The following is a 19,879-nucleotide window of genomic DNA, read 5'->3' on the forward strand; positions in this document are numbered from 1 at the left end:
AGAGAAAGATCAGAAAGAAGCGAGTGGCCATGGGCCCAGATGATTTAAATCAGTTGATGCAGTTGCAGTTTTTTGCGTAAGGTATTGCGCGTGATTCCCAGCATATCAGCAGCTTTGGACTGGTTGCCGCCAGCATGATCCATGGCGGTCTCCAGTAGCGGCTTTTCAACGCAACGCATCACCATGTCCCACATGTTGGTGGGTTCAATTTGACCCAGGTCTTCAAGGTAGAGCGCCAGGTTTAGCCGCACGGATTCATCTAGTGGAGTGACATTTTTTTTCATGGATATCTCTTGTTAGGCGGCAAGCCGACTGCCAGCGTGATCCCGATCCAGTGCTTCATCAAACCAACGTTGAACCTCCCGCGCTTGCTCAGCCGTGTCATCGATGACATTGATGCGAGCGGTAAGCGTATCGCCATGCGGGATATTCTGCAGGTACCAGCCAATGTGCTTGCGTGCAGTACGAACGCCAGTGTACTCGCCATAGAACTGGTAGTGGTCTTGCAGATGATGTAACAAAAGGTCACGAATTTCAGATAGTGTTGGTGGTGGGTGCGTTTGCCCGGTGCGCAGATAGTGGTCTACTTCTCTGAATATCCAGGGTCTACCCATCGCAGCGCGTCCGATCATGACAGCATCTGCGCCGGTGTGATCTAGCACCATGCGTGCTTTCTCGGGGCTGTCAATGTCGCCATTGGCAATCACGGGCATGCAGGTTTCGGCCTTAACGGCTGCGATGGTGTCGTATTCAGCCTCACCTTCATAGCGGTCAGCGCGTGTACGTCCGTGCAGCGTCAAGGCGGCAATGCCCAGCGACTCAGCCAGTTTGGCGATGCGTAAAGCGTTGCGATTGTGACGATCCCAGCCAGTGCGCGTCTTCAGCGTGACAGGCACATTGTGTGGGCTACAGGCTTTAACCACAGACTCCAGAATCCGGGCCACGAGATCTTCATGCTGTAACAGGGCTGAGCCTGCTGCCACCTTACAAACTTTTTTAGCAGGGCAGCCCATGTTGATGTCAATGATGCGTGCGCCTTTGCCGATGTTGTAGACCGCGGCCTGAGCCATCGTGTCCGGGTCAGCGCCGGCGATTTGTACCGTGATGGGGTCGATTTCTCCGGTGTGATCCAGGCGCCGGGAGGTCTTGACGCTGTCCCATAATGCCGGGTTGCTGGCAGCCATCTCGGACACAGCGTGCCCGGCTCCCAAGCGCTTGCAAAGTTGACGAAACGGCCGGTCAGTCACCCCTGCCATGGGGGCGACAAACACTTGATTGGGGAAGGTCCATTGGCCGATTTGCATGGCCTCATTGTATCGGAGCGGGAGGGTGATTCTGTGACAGGCACCAACCGAGACCTGTGTGTGTCACTGCCGCAATCCCTGCATCAAATGCCTGGCTAACGGCGCACGCAATGGTTCTATCGCATCGAGTGCCCAAAGGCTGAGGCCGGCTGCGTGTTCAAAGGGTGCCCAACCTGTGGTGAATGCCTTGGACATCAGTTCAGTGAGTTTGACCGTACCGGTGCGGTCACGGGCTCGCAGGTTCTGATAGATATCCAAGGTTCGGGCGGGGTTTCGGTGCGGGTAAGCGATCCAGTCGCGCAGGCAATGCGATAACGTGGCGACATCACGAATGCCCAGGTTCAAGCCTTGACCTGCGACAGGGTGTAGTGTTTGGGCGGCATTGCCGATGTTGACGATCCGACCATTGACAGGGTTGGGATCCAGGCTTTGATAAAGTGGGTAGGCTTTGAGCTTGTCCTTCACCATAAAGCGACCCAAGCGGTCACCAAATGTCTGGTTCATGGCGATTTCCAGTTCGCGCAGCTCCATGGCCTCGATCGCTCGCCCGCGCTCAGGCTCGCAACACCAGACAATCGACTGTGAGCCATCTCCATCAGGGTGCGGCAGTACCGCAAATGGCCCGCTCCGGGTGAATCGCTCATAGGCCCACCCCGGTTTGGGTTGAGTGACCCATGCTTGCCCTAATAGGGCGACCTGACGGTATTGATCGGGTGCACCACCGTGGTTCATGCCATCGGCACGCACGGCCAGGGCGACACTGACATGGCCTTTGTCGGTACGAATGCTGACCGCATCGCCCGTTTGCATCACACTGGATGCCTTGCCCTGAATGACGGTCACCCCAATCGCTTGGGCTGCCTGCAAAAGCTTTGTGTGCAGGCTGCTGTAGCGCACGACATAGCCAAGCGCTGGCACGTTAAATTCCTCTCGGGTGATGAGCGTGCGACCTAGCCGTCCACGCTGTGAGACATGAATGGTCTGGATCGCAGTGGCGTCATGCGGCCAGACATCCAAGTCGTCAAACAGAACCCGGGTGCCTTCGTTTAGTGCGATCACCCGGTTGTCTTCGTGTGCGGCTATGTTCCAGCGTGTCACGGTCTCGGATTGAAACAGCACGATTCGAGCTGGGTCAGGCGCCAAGCGAGCGAGCAGCAATGCCAATGCACTGCCGGTGGGTCCACCACCAACGATACCCAAATCAAACTCGATCGCGGGCGGGGCAGCCACCTTTGGTGATGTCATGGCGTTGTCAGAAATTTTTGAGGGATGCACGGATTGCAGTTTGCTCATGACTTGAGTTTAGCCAAAATTGCGGTTTGCCCCTTAAAAAGGCAGATTCGGCAAAGCGCAAGAAATAAAACCTGTAAGACAATAAAACCTGTCAGTCCGTACAAACTTCGCCAGATCCACAGACTGCGTATAGAATTTCGTCCATGCAAAACACAACATCAAATACAAATCCGACTTCAAGCTCAGCGACTGAACCAAGCGCATCAACAACTGATCAGGGTTCCCGGGTGTCGTTGACCAAGCCTGCGGTCAGACCAGTGCGCAGCAAGGTTATGGCTGGATTGCTGTCGTTTTACGGTGGCTGGTTTGGTGCGCACTGGTTCTATTTGGGACGTCGATATCCATGGGTGTTGGGGGTGCTTGCAGCCGTATTGTTGTTTCTGGCTAGCCGTGCCGAGATCTGGTGGGACACGCCCGCGATGTTCCTGTTGTTCATTCCGGCCATTGCCGGTTTTATTGAGGCGATTGTGCTGTGTCTGACCAGCGACGCCAAGTTCGATGCACGGTATAACCCGGGTTTTGTGCGTGACAAGCCCACCGGATGGGGGCCGGTTCTGGTGGCAAGTTTCGGATTGTTAATCGGTACGGTGCTGACCATGTTTGCCATCGCGCATGTGGTGCTGCATATTTGGAGCAGGCTCGGTTGGCTTGATGGCTTGAATTTCTGAGTTCAACGCTGGCAAACAAACCCGCCGCCGGCAGCTTTATGCTGCGACGGTTGATTGCTTTCAATATGAGATTTGCGGATTAGACCACCCGAAAGGGTATAGATTAGTCCAAGGCTTTTCAGCGACCTGACTGCACCAGTGCCTCAATCTCTTTGCGCGCTACCGGCACCCCGCGCGTAATAAGCGCGCAGCCCGTCTCAGTCACCACCGCATCGTCTTCAATGCGAATGCCGATATTCCAAAATCTCTCGGGTGCACCGGAACCAGGCGTGATGTAAAGCCCGGGCTCAATGGTCAATACCATGCCCGGCTCAAGTGCGCGCCAGTCGGGCTCATCGGTGTCAACCTCCGTCAAGCGATAAGGGCCCGCATCATGGACATCCAAACCTAGCCAGTGGCCTGTGCGGTGCATGTAGTAGGGCCGATAAAGGCTTTGCTCAATAGCAGCGTCCAGACTGCTTTGAATGATGCCCTCATCAATCAAGCCTTGAGTCAGCACCTTGACAGCCGCATCGTGCCCGGCGTTAAACGACAGACCTGGCGCGGTGTGGGCAGTGGCCGCGTCTTGGGCTGCCAGCACAATGTCGTAGAGTGCCGCTTGTTCAGGCGTAAAACGCCCGCTGGCCGGAAAGGTTCGGGTGATGTCAGAGGCATAGCCATTGAGTTCACAGCCGGCGTCAATCAGCACCAAATCATGTTCACCAATTCGGCTGGCACCAGCGGCATGGTGAAGCGTGCAGGCATTGACACCAGTGGCCACAATGGTTTCGTAGGCTGCTGCTTGCGCGCCTTCCCGCAAAAAAACGGCCATCAGCTCGGCCTCAAGCGCCCGTTCGGTCAGACCTGGCTTGGCAGCGCGCATCGCCGCACAGTGACCGATGGCTGCGATGCGCGCGGATTCGCGCATGACCGCAAGCTCATGCGCGTCTTTGACAAGCCGGTGGTGGCTGATGGTGGGGGTTAGGTCGATCCAGTGAGTGGGTACTTTTTTAATGCCGCGCGACTTCTGACGGGCGGTATTCACCCAGCGCTGCATTTGGCTGACCAGATCGGGCATGCTGCTGCGATGTAACGGTGCGAACAGCCGGCTGTGACCGCAAAGCTTCTCGCTCATCCAGCCATCGAGCTCATCAACTGAGGCTGCCCCCTCAAAACCGAATGCCTCTTTGGCAGCATCAGGCCCCCAGCGTTTGCCGTCCCAGGTTTCTGATTCCGGGTTCTTGGGTTGGCACAGCAGCCACGACTCGGTGGATTGGCCTTTGGGCGCGAGAATGATCAGCCAGGCATCGGGTTCAGTAAAGCCAGTGAGGTAGTAAAACTGGCTGTCAAAGCGAAATGGGTAACTCGCGTCGGCATTGCGCATACGCGCGCAACCTGTTGGGATCAAGGCAATGCCGCCGCCCTCGGTGCGCATCCAGGTAGCGATACGCTCGCGTCGGGTTTGATAAACCGAGATGTCGTGCAATGGACCTACCAGTGACATGGTGCTGACTTTTTAGAGAGAAATTAAGGGAATTCGAGACTGTCTATCCCGTCATACTACAATTTGTGCAACTGAATTGGAATCATGCACCATGGATTGGTTAGGTTGGCTTGTGCCCTGGGAGTTTTCTCCGGCGTTGTTGATCGCGTTTGCGCTCGGCATTACTTTGTTCGTGCGAGGCCAACGCGTGCACAAAGTCAGCACCTCACGCAAAGTGTTGTTCTGGAGCGGGGTGGTGTTGATTTATCTATCGATGCATACCCTGCTGGACTACTACGCCGAGCGTATGTTCTTCATGCATCGCATCCAGCATCTGGTGCTGCATCATCTGGGGCCGCTGGTGTTAATGGCTGCGTATCCGGGCTCGGTGATGCGCGCTGGTATGCCGCTTGCCTGGCGCAGCCGACTAAGAAGGTTTAACCAGACGCTGACGGGTCGCGCCATCATTGCGATCATGACCAACCCGATATTTGTGCCAGCGTTGTTCGTGTTTCTGGTGATCGTTTGGTTAATCCCGTCTGTGCAGTTTTACTCCATGCTCGATTGGCGGCTTTATCGCATCATGAACTGGTCGGTGGTGATCAGTGGATTTATGTACTGGAACCTTATTTTGGATCGCCGGCCTGCACCACCGGCAGCCATGACGCCTGGTGGGCGGGTGATCTCCCCGATTGTGACGATGGCACCGCAAATGGTGGCTGGCGCCATCATCGCGTTTACCGAGCGTGATCTTTATCCGCTGTTTGATTTGTGTGGTCGGGCCATCGCGATGTCTGCCATCACGGATCAGGCTATTGGTGGTTTGACCATGTGGATTCCGGCTGCCATGACCGAAGTGGCAGGGCTATTGATTGCACTACGCAACGTCATGCGGCTATCGAGTAAGGGGCGATGGGGCAAGGGTCCGCCGCCGGCTAAACGGACACCGACACCGGCGACGGGGTAGGACTGTAGTTGACGGTCAAGTGCTATGGCTCTAGGCCGTGATACTTCTTGCCATAAGCCACTGTGGCGGCAAACATGCCTGCTTTGCTGCCGCAGTCGTAACGTGTTCCCTCGTAGCGGTGCGCAAAGACTGGCTTTTCTGTCATCAGCGAGGCGATACCGTCGGTTAATTGGATTTCGCCGCCTGAGCCCGCCTGCGTTCGACGCAGATGGTTAAAGATGGCGGCATCGAGCACATAGCGACCCACCACGGCAAGGGTTGAAGGAGCGGCATCGGGGGCGGGTTTTTCCACGATGGCATTAACTCGTTCGGTGCGTGAATTGACTTTGTTGCTGGAAACGATGCCGTATTTATCAGTGTCCTCGCGCGCCACTTCTTGCACGCCCAGAATGCTGCCTTGGTGCGTGAGTGCTGCATCAATTAGCTGTGACAAGACTGGCTTGTCAGCATCGATCAAGTCATCAGCAAGCAGCACAGCAAATGGTTCGTCACCCACGACCGGGGCCGCGGTAAGCACCGCATGACCGAGCCCGAGCGGGGCGGTTTGGCGGATGTAAATGCAACTGACATGATCCGGCAGGATGTTTTTAACCGCGGCGAGCATCGCTTGCTTGTCCTTTCGGGCCAGTTCCATCTCAAGTTCAGGCGCCGAATCGAAATGATCTTCGATGGCTCGTTTGCTGCGCCCCGTCACAAATATCAGCTCTGTTACACCTGCTGCGACCGCTTCCTCAACTGCGTATTGAATCAGTGGTTTGTCAACCACCGGCAGCATCTCCTTGGGCATGGCTTTGGTGGCTGGCAGAAATCGGGTGCCGAGACCAGCGACAGGAAAAACGGCTTTTCTGATGGGGCGCATAAATGTTTCCGGAACTAACTCGAATGGCAGCTATCATACCGAAATGATGTTACGTATGCGTTTGTCCGTAAAGCAAAAGATTGCCGCCGTCGTACTGGCGGTGTCGGCGCCTGCCTTGGTGACAGCGCCGGCGTTGGCACAGCCCATGGGCTTGCCCAATATTGGCGCGGCTAGCGGTTCAGATCTGTCGCCGGCGCTCGAGCGCGCCTTGGGCGATCTCATCATCGCAAGCGGCAGGCGAGATCCCACCTACGTGCATGATGCTGAGATCAATCAGTACCTCAATGATATGGCCAAACGCCTGTCGCGTTACGCAGTCAGTCATGCGGTACACGTTGATGTGTTCGGCGTGCTTGATCCGCGCTTTAACGCCTTCGCGTTACCCGGAGGCTATATCGGTATTAATACTGGTCTGATTGTGCAAGCTGATTCCGAGTCGGAAGTGGCAGGCGTGATGGCACACGAAATCGCACACGTCACCCAGCGCCACATTGCGCGCGGGTTGACCCAGCAAAAGCAAAGCGAGATGATCGCGCTGGCCTCCGTGGCGGCAGCATTGTTGGCCGCCTTGGCGGGTGGTGTGAATGTGGCCTCGGGTATTGCCGCGTTTGGGCAGGCCGCTGCCATTGACCAGCAGCTAGGGTACTCACGTGATGCAGAACGTGAGGCTGATCGGGTGGGGTTTCATATGCTTAGCAAAGCCGGCTACGATCCGAACGGATTGCAGGAGATGTTTGCCAAGCTCATGAACAGCGCACAGTTCAATATGGCTGGTTCAGGTGGCAATGCTTATTTCAGCACCCATCCACTGAGTATTGAGCGCATGACCGACATGCAAAACCGTACCCAGTTGTTGGACAACAACCGGTTTCCTAGCTCTGATGCCTTCTGGTATGTACGTGCCCGTGCTCTGGTGTTGCAAACCGTCGAGCGTCATGATGTCACGCGCATCATCGATAAGCTGCAAGACGAGGGCAGGCGTCTGAAAGGGGCGCAACGTTCAGCCGCTTGGCTAGCCTTGTCTGAGTTGGCCTCCCAGCGCCGGCAATACGTTGATGCCAAGCGGTTTTTGGACTATGCGCGCCAAGGCGTGAAAGACTCGCCCTACATTGAACGCCAGGCAGCTGCCCTGGCGCTGGCCCAGGATAACGCAGCCAGTGCTTTGTCGATTGCTCGCTCGGCGCTCACGCGTTGGCCAAATCACCGTGCGTTAGCGGAAATCCAGGCGCGTGCCCTGCAAAAACTTGGGCGTCATGCTGAAGCGGCCAAGTTTCTGGAGCAACAAATCAAGAAGTGGCCCTCCGAGTCGCCGGTGCTTTATCAATTGCTAGCCGTCAACCTAGCGGACTCAAAGCAGCCAGCGCAGGCTCGTCGAGCCATGGCTGACTACTATGTGTTGACCGGTGCTTTACCCTCGGCCATGGCGCAATTGCAGCAGGCACGTGAGATGACTCAGGATTTCCATGAACAGTCACGAATCGACGCACAGATTCGAAGTCTTCAGGCGCGTATGGCGCAGGAAAAGTCAGTACTGGAAAAATTCAGTAGTTAGGTCTGAGTTCGCCTGATTAGCATCTGCTGATATCAGAGCTTATTGCCGCACATTAAAAAATTTGGCCAAGCGTGCTGGCAGCCAGTTCAGGTTGCCGGGAAATCTGCCCGTGACAAATCCCATATGGCCACCCTCGGCTGGTTGATGCAGGGTGACATGAGCACTCGCCTCTGACGGGCCGGGTAGCGACGGTTCGGGAATGAAGGGGTCGTTGCGTGGATTAATAATTAGCGTGGGCACTTCGATGTAGGGCAGCCACGGTTTGCTTGAGGCCTTTTGCCAATAGTCCAGCGCATTGGCAAAACCATGCATGGGTGCCGTGTAGGCATCATCAAAATCTTTCAGCGTTCTGGCGCGCGAAATACGAGTCACGTCAATGGCACCCGGAAACCGTGAGGCTTTTTCCATGATTTTTGGTTTCATGCTGCGCAAGAAATGCCGGGTGTAGACTTGTCGGCAGACCCAGTCTTCACTGAGCCGGTTGCCGGCTGCGAACAGATCCATCGGGGCGCAGATGCTGACAGCGGTTTCGATTGGTGCGGTCTGCCCGGCGCGCTCACCCAGATATTTAAGTAGCGCATTGCCGCCTAGTGAGACACCAGCTACATGCCATTGAGCCATTGGTGCACGCTCGATCACGGCATTCAGAATGAAATCGACCTCATCGATGTCCCCCGAGAAGTAAGAGCGTGCCAGAAGGTTCGGTGTACCCGAGCAGCCACGGAAATGAGCCAGCACCACCAGCCAGCCGCGGGCCCGGAAATACTGCAGGATGGACTGAACGTAGCGACTGTTGCTGTCGCCTTCCAAGCCATGCAATAGCACCAATGCGGGTGCATCTTGATGGTGGTCAATCAAGTCTCTGTCACTGGCCTCAATCCAGCGGGTGGCTGCACTTTTCTTGGGTAGACCATCACGATTTACCTTGCGATCTTTGGGGTGTAGCACCAGGCCAGGTGCGCTCCAGTCAAAGTCCAGAAAGTCGCCATCGGCCGATCTGACACGTTCACGCACGAACCGTAATCGATTGGCAGGCGCTACCAACGCACCATACAAGGTTTGCAGGTGGCCGCCCGGTAGCCAGGCAGGTGCGGGACAAGGTGATGTGTCGATCTGTGCAGTCATCTAGATCAGTGCAACGTACCTGGCGCATCGTGCAGGTCAAATGCGCCTGCACGCTCGGGGGCGGCGCTTGCGTGATGCATCACCATCCGCCAACCCGAGGGCCCTTTGTGAAACACGTTGGTGGCATAGCAGTACGCATATTCGGTGCCATTTGGCCCCATGGCGCGGATTTGCTCGATCACCGAATGGGTAGCGCCAACCATGTTGGAAAGTTCAACCACCTTCGATGTTTCGATATGTAATCCGCCATGTTTGAGAATGGACTCCCAGGATTCCCTGACAGCCAAATGACCGATCAGGCGCAAGCCACCAGGATGTACGCAGACGATTTCTTCATCGCCAGCCCACACTTGCATCAGACCCTCGATGTCGCCGCGTGCCAGTGCGCGATAAAAGGCTTGTTCCGCTTCGGTGGCAGAGGCAAACATCATTGAGGTGACGTTCTTAATGACCGTGGCCAGCCAGTACGGTGCCCGGGGCCAGTTTGTAATTCGTGCCGCAGTATGGGCACTTGACCTCCCCGGTTTTAGTCACGTCCAAAAATACGCGCGGGTGCATGCTCCACACCGGGGCCTTGTCGCCAGGGCAATGCAGGGGTAAATCTTCAGCAGTCACCATGACAGTCTGGGCGGTCAGGTCAGCGCTGGCAGTTGAAACAGGTTCGGACATCGCGAGATCTCTCGGGAATTGGACTCAATGTGATTGTACCAAGCCGGGCATTACAATGATGTGGATTGTTTATCCAACCTGTGAAGTCCTTTGGGTGACTTTTTGAGCTGGAATGTTTGCGCTGGAATGGTTCTTTGTGTCTTCTGAAACAAATCTATCGATAAAAGCCGAGTGTCAAGCCGCGCGGCGAGAGGCGCTGATTGCGGTACGCCCGGCACTGATCGCTACCTTCACCTGGGGCTTGGTGACTGGCGTGGCCATGGTGAAGTCGGGCTTGACCGAAAGCGCTGCTGTCTGGATGACCTTGTTCGTATACGCGGGCTCGGCGCAACTGACCTCGCTTCCTTTGATCGCCTCTGGTGCGCCGCTGTGGTTGATATTTGCGGCGGGTTTAATTGTGAATCTGCGGTTTTTGATTTTCAGTGCAGCCTTGCAGCCTTACTTTCAGTCCTTGCCTTGGTACAAACGGCTGACCTATGGCTACTTCACGACTGATATGTCATTTGTGTTGTTCATGCCGCGCTTTGGAGATGCTGATATCAAGGGGACTGCCGCGCAGCGCTCATTTTTTCTGGCGACCATTGTGCCGGGCTGGTTCACCTGGCAGACATCGTCTTTGCTGGGAATCGCCCTGGGGTCTCTGGTGCCCACAGCGTGGTCGCTGGATTACGCAGCCGTGCTGGCTTTGATGGCTATCACGATTCCGTTGGCCAACAGTCGCCCCATGCTGGTGTCGATGCTGGCTGCGGGGGTCACTGCCTGGATATCGCAGGGTTTGCCGTTGCGATTGGGGCTTTTGGCGGCTGTGGTCGTGGGTATTGTGTCAGGCATTTGGGCCGAGACGGCCTTAAAGAAAAAGCGCTAGGCTGGCAAGGAATAAACAAACATGGAACAAGCGCTTGCAGATCATTGGTATCTCTACGGTGCGATCGGTTTATTGACAATTTGTACGTTGCTGACACGGGCGAGCTACCATCTGTTTGGTCATCGGGTGCCTCTTAGCGAAGGGGTACGCCGTGCTTTGCGTTATGCGCCCGCAGCGGCCTTGACGGCGATTATCGTGCCGATTCTTTTGCCGTGGTCAGCGCCAGACAGCATGGCAACCGTTATTGATCAACGGCTATTCGCAGCCTTGGTTGCTATCTGGTTGTTCCAAAAAACCCGTAATGTGTTGGTCATGATTGTTGGCGGCATGGTGGCTTTTTGGCTATTGCGGGCATTGATCGGTTGGTGGTGATCACACCACATTATCGTTAATTTCTAATGGTTTTCCCGATAGTTGCAGTACACTGAGCTTTCAGTTAGATCGGAACCTTATGACAGATAGCGATATACCCCAGGCAGTTGATGCCGCAGTTGCGGCACCTGCTGTACAGTCCCCTTCGCCAAGCTTTGATGAGATTGGCTTACACAGCCTGATTCTTCAGGCGGTTAAACAAACCGGCTACACGGTGCCCACGCCGATCCAGGCGCAAGCGCTGCCCGAGGTGATGGCGGGTCGAGATGTGATGGGCGCTGCCCAAACTGGCACCGGAAAGACCGCGGCGTTCACTTTGCCGATTTTGCACCGATTGATGCCATTGGCCAATGCCAGTGCATCGCCAGCTCGTCATCCAGTCAGAGCCCTAATCCTGACCCCCACTCGAGAACTCGCTGATCAGGTGTTTGAGAGTGTTAAGCGCTACAGTCTCTACACCCCTTTACGCAGTGCGGTGGTATTTGGTGGTGTGGACATTGGCCCGCAAAAGGATGCGTTGCGCCAGGGCTGTGAGGTCTTGATTGCCACGCCGGGCCGTTTGTTGGATCACCTTTCACAAAACACCGTGAACTTGTCGCAGGTCGGTATTTTGGTACTCGATGAGGCTGATCGCATGCTGGACATGGGATTTTTGCCTGACTTAGACCGAATTATTCGTGCCTTACCTGCGCAGCGTCAGACTCTACTGTTTTCAGCGACGTTTAGCGCCGAGATCAGAAAGCTCGCACGCACCTATCAAAAGACCCCGGTTGAATTGGAAGTTGCCAAACGCAACGCCACGGCCGACACGGTCACGCAAATTGCCTATCCGGTGGCTGAAGAAGACAAGCGCGCAGCCGTGGTGCATCTGGTGAAGTCCAAAGGTTTGAATCAAGTGATTGTGTTTTCCAACACCAAAATCGGCACATCCCGGCTGGCGAGACAACTAGAGCGTGACGGTGTAAAGGCTGAGTCGATACACGGTGACAAATCACAAGCTGATCGCATGAAGGCATTGGATGCGTTTAAAGCCGGTGAGTTGGAGGTGCTGGTGGCGACCGACGTGGCTGCCCGTGGACTCGACGTGGCCGGTGTGCCGTGCGTCATTAACTATGACCTGCCGTATAGCGCTGAAGACTACGTGCATCGGATCGGGCGCACGGGTCGTGCGGGTGCCTCGGGTGATGCGATTTCACTTTACACCCCAGCGCAGGAAAAGCTCCTGATCGAAGTAGAAAAGCTGATCAAGCGTCCGATTGAGCGCGGGCAGTTGATGGTGCCTAAGCGTGATCTGGATTCTTCTCGCGGATCAAGCGCTAGATCCTTACCAGCCCATGATCGCGGCCGTGGTCGTGGTAAGGCGTATGTCGAGCCGCCAAAGCCTGTGATCGATGAATTTTTTCTAAAGCCCTACGAACCCTCGGCAAGTGCTCCGTCTAAACCAGCCGCTGTCAAACCCACCGCACCGAATCGCAAGGCAGGGCTTGGCGTGTTGCTCGGGGCCGCGCCCAAGCCGGTTGATAAAGACACGGCGAATTCAGGCGAGCCTGTCGGTAACTAGGTCTTGGCAAGCATGGCACGCACATCCGGCAGGCCAGTCGATTGTGCCGCTGCGGCTGGATCATTGGCCAAGGTCTGAATCAAACGCTCAAGCTGCTGTATGTGTGGCAGCATCGTCCCAAAAAACAGCACCTTGCCGGCGCGCTCAATCATGAGCGTTGGGAAGTTCTCTATGTCCTCATCACCCAGCAATTCGGGGTGATCTTCAATGTCAATCCACACAAAGGCATGTGCCGGGTGCTGCGCCGCCAGGGTTTCGAAGCGGTCACGGTACAACGTGCAAGTGTCGCACCATGCCGCGCAATAACAGACCACTAGCAACTGGACTGGTTCATTCAGGCGTGCTTTAACCTGATCTGTGTTGGGTAGGGTGACGGTCGCTTTCGGCATGATGGTCGATGGAATATGAGCCAATGGCTCGGATATGAATTCTATCGGTCTATGATAGCGAGGTTTAACATCGACTTGTATATGGTAATGGTCTGATAGACCTTAAGCGTTAGCGTATGAAACAACTGCGACCTCACCAAACTCAGGCCTCAGCCCGTGGCATGCTCGGGCGCGACGTCAGTCAGGCGTTCTGGCGGGCTGTGAGATCACAAATGCACCCGCGCATGATTTTTGCGTTGTTCATGCCCTTTATTGTGATCATGCTCCTGACCATTCTGTTGTTGTGGCTAGGATGGACGCCGCTGACCGAATGGTTAAATGCTGAGCTCACGGAGTCGGCGGTGCCAGGCATGGTGGACCCGGTAATTGGTAGCACGGCATTTTTAGCGCTCAAAGCCTGGCTGATTCCGATTGCCGCGGTGTTTATTTTGCTGCCCCTGGCCGGCATAGGCGGCTTGGCCGTGGCTGCGGTCTGGATTATGCCGCTGGTGCTGGCGCACGTGGGCAAGCGCGACTACCCGGATGTGCAGGCACGTGGCAAGCACGCCACGGTGATCAGTGTCTGGAATGCCATTTGGGTGTCCCTGTTGTTTGTGCTTGGTTGGGTCATTACCTTGCCGTTGTGGTTGATTCCACCATTGGGTCTGGTGCTCTCGCTGTTTTGGTGGACGTTTGCATTTAATCGCATGATGCGCGTGGATGCGGTCGTTGACTACGCCGATCCGGATGAACGGCAGTTGTTGTGGCGTGAGCGCAGTTCGGGATACTGGGTGCTGGGGTTTGTGTGTGCTTTGTTAAATCTGATTCCACCCGCCTGGGTGTTTTTGCCGGTGTTTTCCGGGTTGGTGTATGCGCACTTTAGTTTTGAGGCCTTGCGCCAATTGCGGCGCCATCCAACGGTTCAGGTGACATGATCTGCGGTAGTTCGCGTCACCATTGACTTGGTGATCACGGTGTTGCAACAACCTGGTGTCTTATTTTTGTTTTTGATTGGATTAATTGAGCATGACTGATGCAGATAAAGCCACACCTCGTTTTGGGCTGGTGGTAGTGGGCGACGAAATCTTGTCGGGGCGGCGCCAGGATAAACATTTTCCGAAAGTCATCGAGTTACTTGCAGCCCGTGGCTTGCAATTGTCGTGGATGCGTGTGGTGCCCGATGATCGCGAGATCTTGACCAATGCGCTGGCGCAAACTTTTGCCAGCGGTGACGAGGTACTGTGCTGCGGTGGCATCGGTGCCACACCGGATGACCATACGCGTCAGGCAGCCGCGGCGGCCTTGGGCCTGCCGTTAGCCTTGCATCCCGAGGCCGAGCGCGAGATCACACTGCGGTGTGCGGAGATGGCGGCCAAAGGGCAGGGCACAGCCGATATGTCGGTGCCAGAGAATCAGCAACGCTTGCAGATGGGGGTCTACCCAGTGGGTGCCGACATCGTGCCGAACCCCTTTAATCGAATCCCGGGTTTTTACATTCGTCGGCATACCTTTGTGCCAGGATTTCCGGTGATGGCGTGGCCGATGCTTGAGCAAACGCTAGACACCCGATACGCCGACTTTCATCATCCGGTGCTGCACGATGAGATGTCATTTGTGTCTTACGGTGTGCCCGAAGCTCGAATTACACCGGCCTTGGTGGCAGTGCAGGAGCGTTGGCCGGGTGTGCGGGCCTTTAGCCTGCCATCGGTCGGCGAAGATGGACAATCGCCGCATATCGAGTTGGGTGTGAAGGGCCCGACTGAGGATTTGCCAGTCGCCCTGGCGTTCTTGCGTGAGCAGGCTAAGGGGCTTGGCGCCAAGCTCGAGGCACCTGTCTCACGCAACGGTGGTCGCATTGAATAGTTGCATTGCGAAGCGAAATTTCATAATATGGCATTAAGTTTGTTGCAGTGCCGCAATTTTGTGGTGCTCTCGAGTAGATAAGAGATGCCCAAATGCCCAGAATCAACGATCCATCCGCTGAGCGCACAGCCAGAGATAATCAAGACGCCGGCAGCATGACCATACAGGTCATCGAGCGTGCTACCCGCTTGCTCGATGCCTTGGCCAGTGAGCGTGAGCCCGTCTCCTTAAAAGCTTTGGCGGCCACGACCGGTCTGCATCCTTCAACGGCGCATCGGATCCTGAATGATCTGGTGATTGCTCGCTATGTCGATCGTGTTGATAACGGCGTCTATCAATTAGGCATGCGGTTGCTCGAGCTTGGGTCATTGGTGCGTGGGCGCTTAAATGTGCGTGAAGCGGCGTTGGATGCCATGCAGGCTTTGCATAAACTCACCGGCCAGACTGTCAACCTCTCGATTCAGCAAGGCGATGAGATTGTGTATGTCGATCGCGCCTGGAGTGAGCGTTCGGGCATGCAGGTGGTTCGTGCGATTGGCGGGCGGGCACCTTTGCATTTGACATCGACCGGTAAGCTGTTTCTGTCAGTGGCCGATCCGAGGCAAGTTAGAGCTTATGTCACACGAACGGGCTTGGCTGGCACCACCCGCAATAGCATCACCAACTTTGATGCGCTGGATCGCGAATTGGCCTTGGTGCGTCGTTTGGGTTATGCCCGCGACAACGAAGAGCTCGAGATGGGAGTGCGATGTATCGCCGCCGGGATTCGCGACGACACCGGCCGTTTGGTGGCGGGGTTGTCGATTTCGGCGCCGGCCGAACGGCTGCAAGACGGCTGGGTGCAGCAGTTAGTTGAGACGGCGCGTACGATTTCTGGTGCGTTGGGTTACGAGCCCGGCAGAAGTAGCTAGGTCGGCATAGGGTCTTGCAGGAGAGGGTCTCCTGATAATTTGTTGCTTTTGTGCGACGCACAAAAAAATTCACAAAAACTATTGACACCCTATATTTGACGGGTTAAATTTCAATTGTGCAGCGCAACAAATACCCCCCTGATAGGAGATTGAAATGAACACGATGCCTAAAGAAATGATGGAAACCCAAAAAGCCGCTCTGGACGCCATGATGGCTGTTCAAGGCAGCATGTTCAACGGCTTTGAGAAGCTTGTTGACCTGAACCTGAAAGTCATGAAAGCTACCATGGACGAAGTGTCACAAAAGACGCACGAAGCCATGGGCGTAAAAGATGCCCAGGAAGTTGTCGCCATGAGCTCCTCGCTCGTTCAGCCCACCGCTGAGAAAGCTGCTGCCTACGGCAAGCATGTTTATGACATCGTTGCTGGCGTTCAGGCTGACTTGGCCAAGTTGACCGAAGGCAAGATGGCTGAGAGCCAGAAGCAGTTGGCTGAGCTTGTCGAGCAGTTTTCTCGTAACGCTCCTTCGGGCGCCGAAGGTACCGTTGCCATGCTCAAGTCATCGTTGGCTCAGGCTAACGCTGCCTACGAAAGCATGACCAAGGCTGCCAAGCAAGCTGCTGAAGCTGCTGAGAAGAACCTGCAGGCCGCTAGCGCCCAGGCTTTCAAAGCTGCAACCGAGGCTGCTAACACGGCAACCAAGGCTGCTGGCCGTCGCCGCGCTGCCTAATCGGCACTGTTGCTGACGTGGCTAGTTCGCTAGCCACAATAAAAACGCCACCCAATCTAGGTGGCGTTTTTGTTGTCAGCCATTGGCAATCGCTTTGACGCATTCGGCAATCAAAGCAGGTCCGCGATAGATTAGGCCGGTGTAAATCTGCACTGCATTGGCACCGGCATCGATTTTTTCCTGAGCCTCTTTGCCCGACACAATGCCGCCCACGCCAATGATGGGATAGGACGGCCCAAGCCTTTGCCTGAGTTGCGCAATGACCTTAAGCGAGAGCTCGTGCACTGGCGCACCTGAGAGGCCACCGACCTCTTGTGCGTGCGGCAAGCCTTGAACCTTGTCGCGTGAGATGGTGGTGTTAGTGGCAATAACCCCATCCATTTGATGGCGAGTCAGTGCCTCGGTGATAGTTGCAATTTGTTCTGAGTCAACGTCGGGGGCTATTTTTAGAACGATGGGTACGTGCTTTGTATGTTGCTGCGCCAGCTCCTTGCGCTTGTGCGCAATCGCACCAAGCAGTTGGTCCAATGCATCAGCAGATTGCAGGTCACGCAAATTTTTGGTGTTTGGTGATGAGATGTTGACTGTGACGTAGTCGGCATGTGGGTAGACACCCTCCAAGCCAGTCAGATAGTCCTGGGCGGCTTGTTCAATCGGTGTGTCCGCGTTTTTACCGATGTTTAGACCCAGAATGCCACCGTTTTGTCGGTACTGGCTGCGTTTGACGTTCTGAATGAAGACATCAAGACCCTGGTTGTTAAAACCCATGCGGTTAATGAGTGCTTGTGCTTGCGGTATGCGAAACATTCTTGGCTTGGGGTTGCCCGGCTGGGCTCTTGGCGTAACCGTGCCTACCTCGATAAAGCCAAATCCCAGGTTACCCAATGCATCGATGTGCGCACCATCTTTATCCAGGCCAGCGGCCAACCCCACAGGGTTCTTAAGTGTCAGCCCCATCAAGCGCGTTGGTGCGCTTGGCAGGTCATGGGCCAGGCCTCGAGTGAGTTTGCAGTCATACGCCGATTGCAGAGCCCGCATGGTTGCTTCATGGGCTGCCTCCGGCTCCATCGCAAACAGAAATTTTTTAGCTAACCCGTAGGTTTGAAACAGGGTGTTCATTTAAGGATTTGATTCGAGTTCGTCAGTCAGTGGTCGCCAGCGCCCATCGATCAAACATTGTGCTGGCTTGAAGTTGGACTTATAGCGCATCTTGGGGCTTTGCTTGATCCAGTAGCCCAGATATAGCCATGGCAGGCCCATTTGACGACATTGCAGAATTTGCCACAGGATCCCGTAAGTGCCAAGACTGCCAGTGGCCGCAGGATCATAGAACGTATAAACCGATGAGAGGCCTTCGTTCAGGATGTCGATGATAGAAACCATGTAGAGCGAGCCATGCTCGTCACGAAACTCAACCAGACGAGAATTCACCCGGCTAGCCAGCAGAAACTGGCTATATTGCGCGCGACTATCTTCGTCCATCCCGCCACCGGGATGGCGCGCGGTTTGGTAGCGGCTGTACAAGTCAAAGTGTTCTTCTGACCAGCCCAGCGCGATTGTGTGTGCGCGTAAGTGTTGGTGGGCTTTGTAGGCTCGCTTCTGGCTGCGGTTGGGCACAAAGGCCTGGCAATCGACTCGCACAGGAATGCACGCTTTGCATTGATCGCAGTGGGGGCGATAGGTAAATAGCCCACTGCGTCGAAATCCCTGTTCAACCAGACCTGAATAGTTCTCCGCATGAATCAGATGGCCAGGCGCTGCTACCTGTGAGCGCGCCTGCTCAGTGGGCAGGTAGCTACAGCGGTAGCTCGCGGTGGCATAAAACTGGATCGCCGCAAAGGGAAGTTCTTGAATCTGACTCATGGTGATTCATCGTAACTGAAGAACGACAAATCAGTGAGATTGAGCACAACGCCAGAGGGTAAATCTTGGTGGCATTGGCCGATGCTGTCAATCCAGCCAGCCGGCCAGACGAATCCGGGTTCATCGACTGCTTGACGGATATGGCTTAAAAATTCGGCGCGATCAATCGAGCGTGCCCCAAGCGAGGCCAGGTGATCCGTCTGCATCTGGCAGTCGATCATTGTCACGCCGCGATGCTCCAGAAAACGCACCAGATGCACCAGTGCTATCTTCGATGCGTTTGAAGTCCTGGTAAACATGGACTCCCCAAAAAACATGCGCCCCAGACAGACGCCATAAAGACCGCCCGCTAACTGCCCGTTGACCCAGGTTTCTATACTGTGTACATCACCGGCTTGGTGCCACTGCCAATAGGCGGACTTCATGTCGGGGGTAATCCAGGTCGAACTATCGGGTTGCCCATCCAGTTGGGCTCCAATCGGATGACCACGGGTCGCACAGCCATGGATCACGGCCGCAAATGCCAGGTCCGTGGTAACGATCACATCAAACTGCCCGTTGTTTTGAAGGTGTTCGATTTGTCTGAGTTTTTTGCCTAGAGACTTGCTGATGTGAAGCTCATCAGTCATCAATACCATGCGCGGGTCGGGACTCCACCACAGTACGGGATCGCCTTCGCTAAACCACGGAAATATCCCTTTGCGATAGGCTTCGGTTAAGCGGGCGATGCCCAAATCCATACCCGCCGCAACCAGTCCTGGAGGGTTTGATCGCGCCATCTCGGCTGGCGGTAATGGTGTGTCCGGGTGCACCCAGGTCAGTGCGCTAGCCATGTGTTGCTTTACTTCAGTATGACGGTGGCAGACTGTAATAACGGGTTTCAAATTGGCCGCGCGCCAGATCACTGATGTAGTGCTTCAGTGTGGTGGAAACTGATCGAAACGACAGATTCTCCCACGGGATTTCATCCAATGCAAAGTAGCGCGCGTCCAGGCTCTCTGGTCCTGGATTGACTTGCCCGTCTCGCGCATGCGCCAGAAAGTAAACGTGGATCTGGTCAACGGTAGAGACGTCAATCACAGTATAGAGAGTGCCAAGCTCGACCTCAACCCCGGCTTCTTCCCGGGTTTCTCTCATGGCACCCTGGCCAGTGGTCTCTGACAGTTCCATAAAGCCAGCAGGCAGTGTCCACGTGTTGGCACGTGGCTCGATGGCACGCAAGCACAGCAGCACCTTGTTATCCCAAACGGGCAGGGTACCGACCACAACACGTGGGTTTTGATAGTGAATCGCGCCGCACTGCTCGCACAAATCACGCGTGCGGTTGTCGCCCGGCGGCACGCGCCGCGTGATTTTGGTGCCGCATTGGCTGCAGTAATTGCTAAGCCTCGGTGCGGGAAAGAAAAATTCTGCGGGTTTATCCATCGGCCTAGTTTAATCGGTCTTG

Annotated in this window: 23 protein-coding genes; 10 read left to right on the plus strand and 13 right to left on the minus strand. The window is 55.4% G+C overall.

Annotated features, from left to right (window positions below; all coding sequences use genetic code 11):
* Positions 1–44: 44 nt before the first annotated feature.
* From DHf2319_RS05450 to DHf2319_RS05460, 3 genes are all read right to left on the minus strand, one after another.
* Positions 45–284 carry a helix-turn-helix domain-containing protein gene (locus DHf2319_RS05450; RefSeq protein WP_243479797.1) on the minus strand — a complete coding sequence of 80 codons (240 nt, stop codon included), beginning with the start codon at positions 282–284 and terminating at the stop codon, positions 45–47.
* A gap of 12 nt (positions 285–296) precedes the next feature.
* A complete protein-coding gene (gene dusB, locus DHf2319_RS05455; protein WP_243479798.1) occupies positions 297–1,304 on the minus strand; it encodes a tRNA dihydrouridine synthase DusB in 1,008 nt (335 codons plus the stop codon).
* A gap of 63 nt (positions 1,305–1,367) precedes the next feature.
* The gene (locus DHf2319_RS05460) at positions 1,368–2,597 is read right to left on the minus strand and encodes an FAD-dependent monooxygenase (RefSeq protein WP_243479799.1); all 1,230 of its coding nucleotides are present in this window, start codon (positions 2,595–2,597) and stop codon (positions 1,368–1,370) included.
* Positions 2,598–2,740: 143 nt separating this feature from the next.
* Here DHf2319_RS05460 and DHf2319_RS05465 point away from each other — a divergent pair, with 143 nt between their 5' ends.
* Positions 2,741–3,265, plus strand: a complete 525-nt coding sequence (locus tag DHf2319_RS05465) for a TM2 domain-containing protein (protein ID WP_369810226.1) — start codon at positions 2,741–2,743, stop codon at positions 3,263–3,265.
* 118 nt (positions 3,266–3,383) lie between these two features.
* Here the strand turns inward: DHf2319_RS05465 and DHf2319_RS05470 are convergent, their stop codons facing one another.
* Positions 3,384–4,748, minus strand: a complete 1,365-nt coding sequence (locus tag DHf2319_RS05470; RefSeq protein ID WP_243479800.1) for an aminopeptidase P N-terminal domain-containing protein — start codon at positions 4,746–4,748, stop codon at positions 3,384–3,386.
* A 91-nt stretch (positions 4,749–4,839) separates the two neighbouring features.
* Here DHf2319_RS05470 and DHf2319_RS05475 point away from each other — a divergent pair, with 91 nt between their 5' ends.
* Complete coding sequence (locus DHf2319_RS05475) at positions 4,840–5,694, plus strand: cytochrome c oxidase assembly protein (protein ID WP_243479801.1); 855 nt, start codon at positions 4,840–4,842, stop codon at positions 5,692–5,694.
* A gap of 22 nt (positions 5,695–5,716) precedes the next feature.
* On the opposite strand, the gene galU is transcribed toward DHf2319_RS05475, so the two are convergent.
* A complete protein-coding gene (gene galU / locus DHf2319_RS05480) occupies positions 5,717–6,553 on the minus strand; it encodes a UTP--glucose-1-phosphate uridylyltransferase GalU (protein ID WP_243479802.1) in 837 nt (278 codons plus the stop codon).
* Between the two features lie 46 nt (positions 6,554–6,599).
* Here galU and DHf2319_RS05485 point away from each other — a divergent pair, with 46 nt between their 5' ends.
* On the plus strand, positions 6,600–8,105 hold the full coding sequence (locus tag DHf2319_RS05485) for a M48 family metalloprotease (protein ID WP_440137316.1): 1,506 nt from the start codon (positions 6,600–6,602) through the stop codon (positions 8,103–8,105).
* Positions 8,106–8,144: 39 nt separating this feature from the next.
* Here the strand turns inward: DHf2319_RS05485 and DHf2319_RS05490 are convergent, their stop codons facing one another.
* From DHf2319_RS05490 to DHf2319_RS05500, 3 genes are read right to left on the minus strand one after another with little or no spacing between them, the layout of a single operon-like run.
* Positions 8,145–9,230 (minus strand): YheT family hydrolase, encoded by a 1,086-nt coding sequence (locus tag DHf2319_RS05490; protein ID WP_243479804.1) that lies wholly within the window; start codon positions 9,228–9,230, stop codon positions 8,145–8,147.
* 5 nt (positions 9,231–9,235) lie between these two features.
* On the minus strand, positions 9,236–9,658 hold the full coding sequence (locus DHf2319_RS05495) for a YybH family protein (RefSeq protein ID WP_243480020.1): 423 nt from the start codon (positions 9,656–9,658) through the stop codon (positions 9,236–9,238).
* A 16-nt stretch (positions 9,659–9,674) separates the two neighbouring features.
* Positions 9,675–9,848: a zinc-finger domain-containing protein gene (locus DHf2319_RS05500; protein WP_369810238.1), complete on the minus strand. Its 174-nt coding sequence runs from the start codon at positions 9,846–9,848 to the stop codon at positions 9,675–9,677.
* 247 nt (positions 9,849–10,095) lie between these two features.
* Between DHf2319_RS05500 and DHf2319_RS05505 the strand changes: the two genes are divergently transcribed.
* From DHf2319_RS05505 to DHf2319_RS05515, 3 genes are all read left to right on the plus strand, one after another.
* Positions 10,096–10,764, plus strand: a complete 669-nt coding sequence (locus tag DHf2319_RS05505; protein ID WP_243480021.1) for an AzlC family ABC transporter permease — start codon at positions 10,096–10,098, stop codon at positions 10,762–10,764.
* Positions 10,765–10,785: 21 nt separating this feature from the next.
* Positions 10,786–11,136 (plus strand): AzlD domain-containing protein, encoded by a 351-nt coding sequence (locus DHf2319_RS05510; RefSeq protein ID WP_243479806.1) that lies wholly within the window; start codon positions 10,786–10,788, stop codon positions 11,134–11,136.
* A gap of 79 nt (positions 11,137–11,215) precedes the next feature.
* Positions 11,216–12,697: a DEAD/DEAH box helicase gene (locus tag DHf2319_RS05515; RefSeq protein ID WP_243479807.1), complete on the plus strand. Its 1,482-nt coding sequence runs from the start codon at positions 11,216–11,218 to the stop codon at positions 12,695–12,697.
* On the opposite strand, the gene DHf2319_RS05520 is transcribed toward DHf2319_RS05515, so the two are convergent.
* A complete protein-coding gene (locus DHf2319_RS05520; protein WP_243479808.1) occupies positions 12,694–13,086 on the minus strand; it encodes a thioredoxin family protein in 393 nt (130 codons plus the stop codon). The genes DHf2319_RS05515 and DHf2319_RS05520 overlap by 4 nt on opposite strands.
* Positions 13,087–13,202: 116 nt before the next feature.
* Between DHf2319_RS05520 and DHf2319_RS05525 the strand changes: the two genes are divergently transcribed.
* From DHf2319_RS05525 to phaP, 4 genes are all read left to right on the plus strand, one after another.
* Positions 13,203–14,000, plus strand: a complete 798-nt coding sequence (locus tag DHf2319_RS05525) for an EI24 domain-containing protein (RefSeq protein ID WP_243479809.1) — start codon at positions 13,203–13,205, stop codon at positions 13,998–14,000.
* Between the two features lie 91 nt (positions 14,001–14,091).
* Positions 14,092–14,928: a competence/damage-inducible protein A gene (locus DHf2319_RS05530; RefSeq protein WP_243479810.1), complete on the plus strand. Its 837-nt coding sequence runs from the start codon at positions 14,092–14,094 to the stop codon at positions 14,926–14,928.
* A gap of 155 nt (positions 14,929–15,083) precedes the next feature.
* Positions 15,084–15,839 (plus strand): IclR family transcriptional regulator, encoded by a 756-nt coding sequence (locus tag DHf2319_RS05535; RefSeq protein ID WP_243480022.1) that lies wholly within the window; start codon positions 15,084–15,086, stop codon positions 15,837–15,839.
* Between the two features lie 154 nt (positions 15,840–15,993).
* A complete protein-coding gene (gene phaP / locus DHf2319_RS05540) occupies positions 15,994–16,569 on the plus strand; it encodes a TIGR01841 family phasin (protein ID WP_243479811.1) in 576 nt (191 codons plus the stop codon).
* A 75-nt stretch (positions 16,570–16,644) separates the two neighbouring features.
* Here the strand turns inward: phaP and DHf2319_RS05545 are convergent, their stop codons facing one another.
* The 4 genes from DHf2319_RS05545 to DHf2319_RS05560 are packed head-to-tail and all read right to left on the minus strand — an operon-like array spanning position 16,645 to position 19,857.
* Positions 16,645–17,688, minus strand: a complete 1,044-nt coding sequence (locus DHf2319_RS05545; protein ID WP_243479812.1) for a quinone-dependent dihydroorotate dehydrogenase — start codon at positions 17,686–17,688, stop codon at positions 16,645–16,647.
* The gene (locus DHf2319_RS05550) at positions 17,689–18,432 is read right to left on the minus strand and encodes an arginyltransferase (RefSeq protein WP_243479813.1); all 744 of its coding nucleotides are present in this window, start codon (positions 18,430–18,432) and stop codon (positions 17,689–17,691) included. It abuts the gene before it with no gap.
* Positions 18,429–19,265, minus strand: coding sequence for a leucyl/phenylalanyl-tRNA--protein transferase (aat, locus tag DHf2319_RS05555; RefSeq protein ID WP_243479814.1), 837 nt, complete (start codon positions 19,263–19,265; stop codon positions 18,429–18,431). Before aat ends, DHf2319_RS05550 begins: the two co-directional genes overlap by 4 nt.
* A gap of 13 nt (positions 19,266–19,278) precedes the next feature.
* Positions 19,279–19,857, minus strand: a complete 579-nt coding sequence (locus DHf2319_RS05560; RefSeq protein ID WP_243479815.1) for an NUDIX hydrolase — start codon at positions 19,855–19,857, stop codon at positions 19,279–19,281.
* Between the last annotated feature and the right edge of the window lie 22 nt (positions 19,858–19,879).

It is taken from the genome of Orrella daihaiensis (genome assembly GCF_022811525.1).
Taxonomy (GTDB): Bacteria; Pseudomonadota; Gammaproteobacteria; order Burkholderiales; family Burkholderiaceae_B; genus Algicoccus; species Algicoccus daihaiensis.

What these genes read in the sequence shown, in the direction of transcription:
- DHf2319_RS05510 (WP_243479806.1), top strand. Translation starts at nt 10,786, where the DNA reads ATGGAACAAGCGCTTGCAGATCATTGGTATCTCTACGGTGCGATCGGT.
- DHf2319_RS05450 (WP_243479797.1), bottom strand. Translation starts at nt 284, where the DNA reads ATGAAAAAAAATGTCACTCCACTAGATGAATCCGTGCGGCTAAACCTG.
- DHf2319_RS05465 (WP_369810226.1), top strand. Translation starts at nt 2,741, where the DNA reads ATGCAAAACACAACATCAAATACAAATCCGACTTCAAGCTCAGCGACT.
- dusB (WP_243479798.1), bottom strand. Translation starts at nt 1,304, where the DNA reads ATGCAAATCGGCCAATGGACCTTCCCCAATCAAGTGTTTGTCGCCCCC.
- DHf2319_RS05520 (WP_243479808.1), bottom strand. Translation starts at nt 13,086, where the DNA reads ATGCCGAAAGCGACCGTCACCCTACCCAACACAGATCAGGTTAAAGCA.
- DHf2319_RS05525 (WP_243479809.1), top strand. Translation starts at nt 13,203, where the DNA reads ATGAAACAACTGCGACCTCACCAAACTCAGGCCTCAGCCCGTGGCATG.
- DHf2319_RS05530 (WP_243479810.1), top strand. Translation starts at nt 14,092, where the DNA reads ATGACTGATGCAGATAAAGCCACACCTCGTTTTGGGCTGGTGGTAGTG.
- phaP (WP_243479811.1), top strand. Translation starts at nt 15,994, where the DNA reads ATGAACACGATGCCTAAAGAAATGATGGAAACCCAAAAAGCCGCTCTG.
- DHf2319_RS05515 (WP_243479807.1), top strand. Translation starts at nt 11,216, where the DNA reads ATGACAGATAGCGATATACCCCAGGCAGTTGATGCCGCAGTTGCGGCA.
- galU (WP_243479802.1), bottom strand. Translation starts at nt 6,553, where the DNA reads ATGCGCCCCATCAGAAAAGCCGTTTTTCCTGTCGCTGGTCTCGGCACC.
- aat (WP_243479814.1), bottom strand. Translation starts at nt 19,265, where the DNA reads ATGGCTAGCGCACTGACCTGGGTGCACCCGGACACACCATTACCGCCA.
- DHf2319_RS05495 (WP_243480020.1), bottom strand. Translation starts at nt 9,658, where the DNA reads ATGTTTGCCTCTGCCACCGAAGCGGAACAAGCCTTTTATCGCGCACTG.
- DHf2319_RS05545 (WP_243479812.1), bottom strand. Translation starts at nt 17,688, where the DNA reads ATGAACACCCTGTTTCAAACCTACGGGTTAGCTAAAAAATTTCTGTTT.
- DHf2319_RS05550 (WP_243479813.1), bottom strand. Translation starts at nt 18,432, where the DNA reads ATGAGTCAGATTCAAGAACTTCCCTTTGCGGCGATCCAGTTTTATGCC.
- DHf2319_RS05500 (WP_369810238.1), bottom strand. Translation starts at nt 9,848, where the DNA reads ATGGTGACTGCTGAAGATTTACCCCTGCATTGCCCTGGCGACAAGGCC.
- DHf2319_RS05475 (WP_243479801.1), top strand. Translation starts at nt 4,840, where the DNA reads ATGGATTGGTTAGGTTGGCTTGTGCCCTGGGAGTTTTCTCCGGCGTTG.
- DHf2319_RS05560 (WP_243479815.1), bottom strand. Translation starts at nt 19,857, where the DNA reads ATGGATAAACCCGCAGAATTTTTCTTTCCCGCACCGAGGCTTAGCAAT.
- DHf2319_RS05485 (WP_440137316.1), top strand. Translation starts at nt 6,600, where the DNA reads ATGTTACGTATGCGTTTGTCCGTAAAGCAAAAGATTGCCGCCGTCGTA.
- DHf2319_RS05490 (WP_243479804.1), bottom strand. Translation starts at nt 9,230, where the DNA reads ATGACTGCACAGATCGACACATCACCTTGTCCCGCACCTGCCTGGCTA.
- DHf2319_RS05535 (WP_243480022.1), top strand. Translation starts at nt 15,084, where the DNA reads ATGACCATACAGGTCATCGAGCGTGCTACCCGCTTGCTCGATGCCTTG.
- DHf2319_RS05470 (WP_243479800.1), bottom strand. Translation starts at nt 4,748, where the DNA reads ATGTCACTGGTAGGTCCATTGCACGACATCTCGGTTTATCAAACCCGA.
- DHf2319_RS05460 (WP_243479799.1), bottom strand. Translation starts at nt 2,597, where the DNA reads ATGAGCAAACTGCAATCCGTGCATCCCTCAAAAATTTCTGACAACGCC.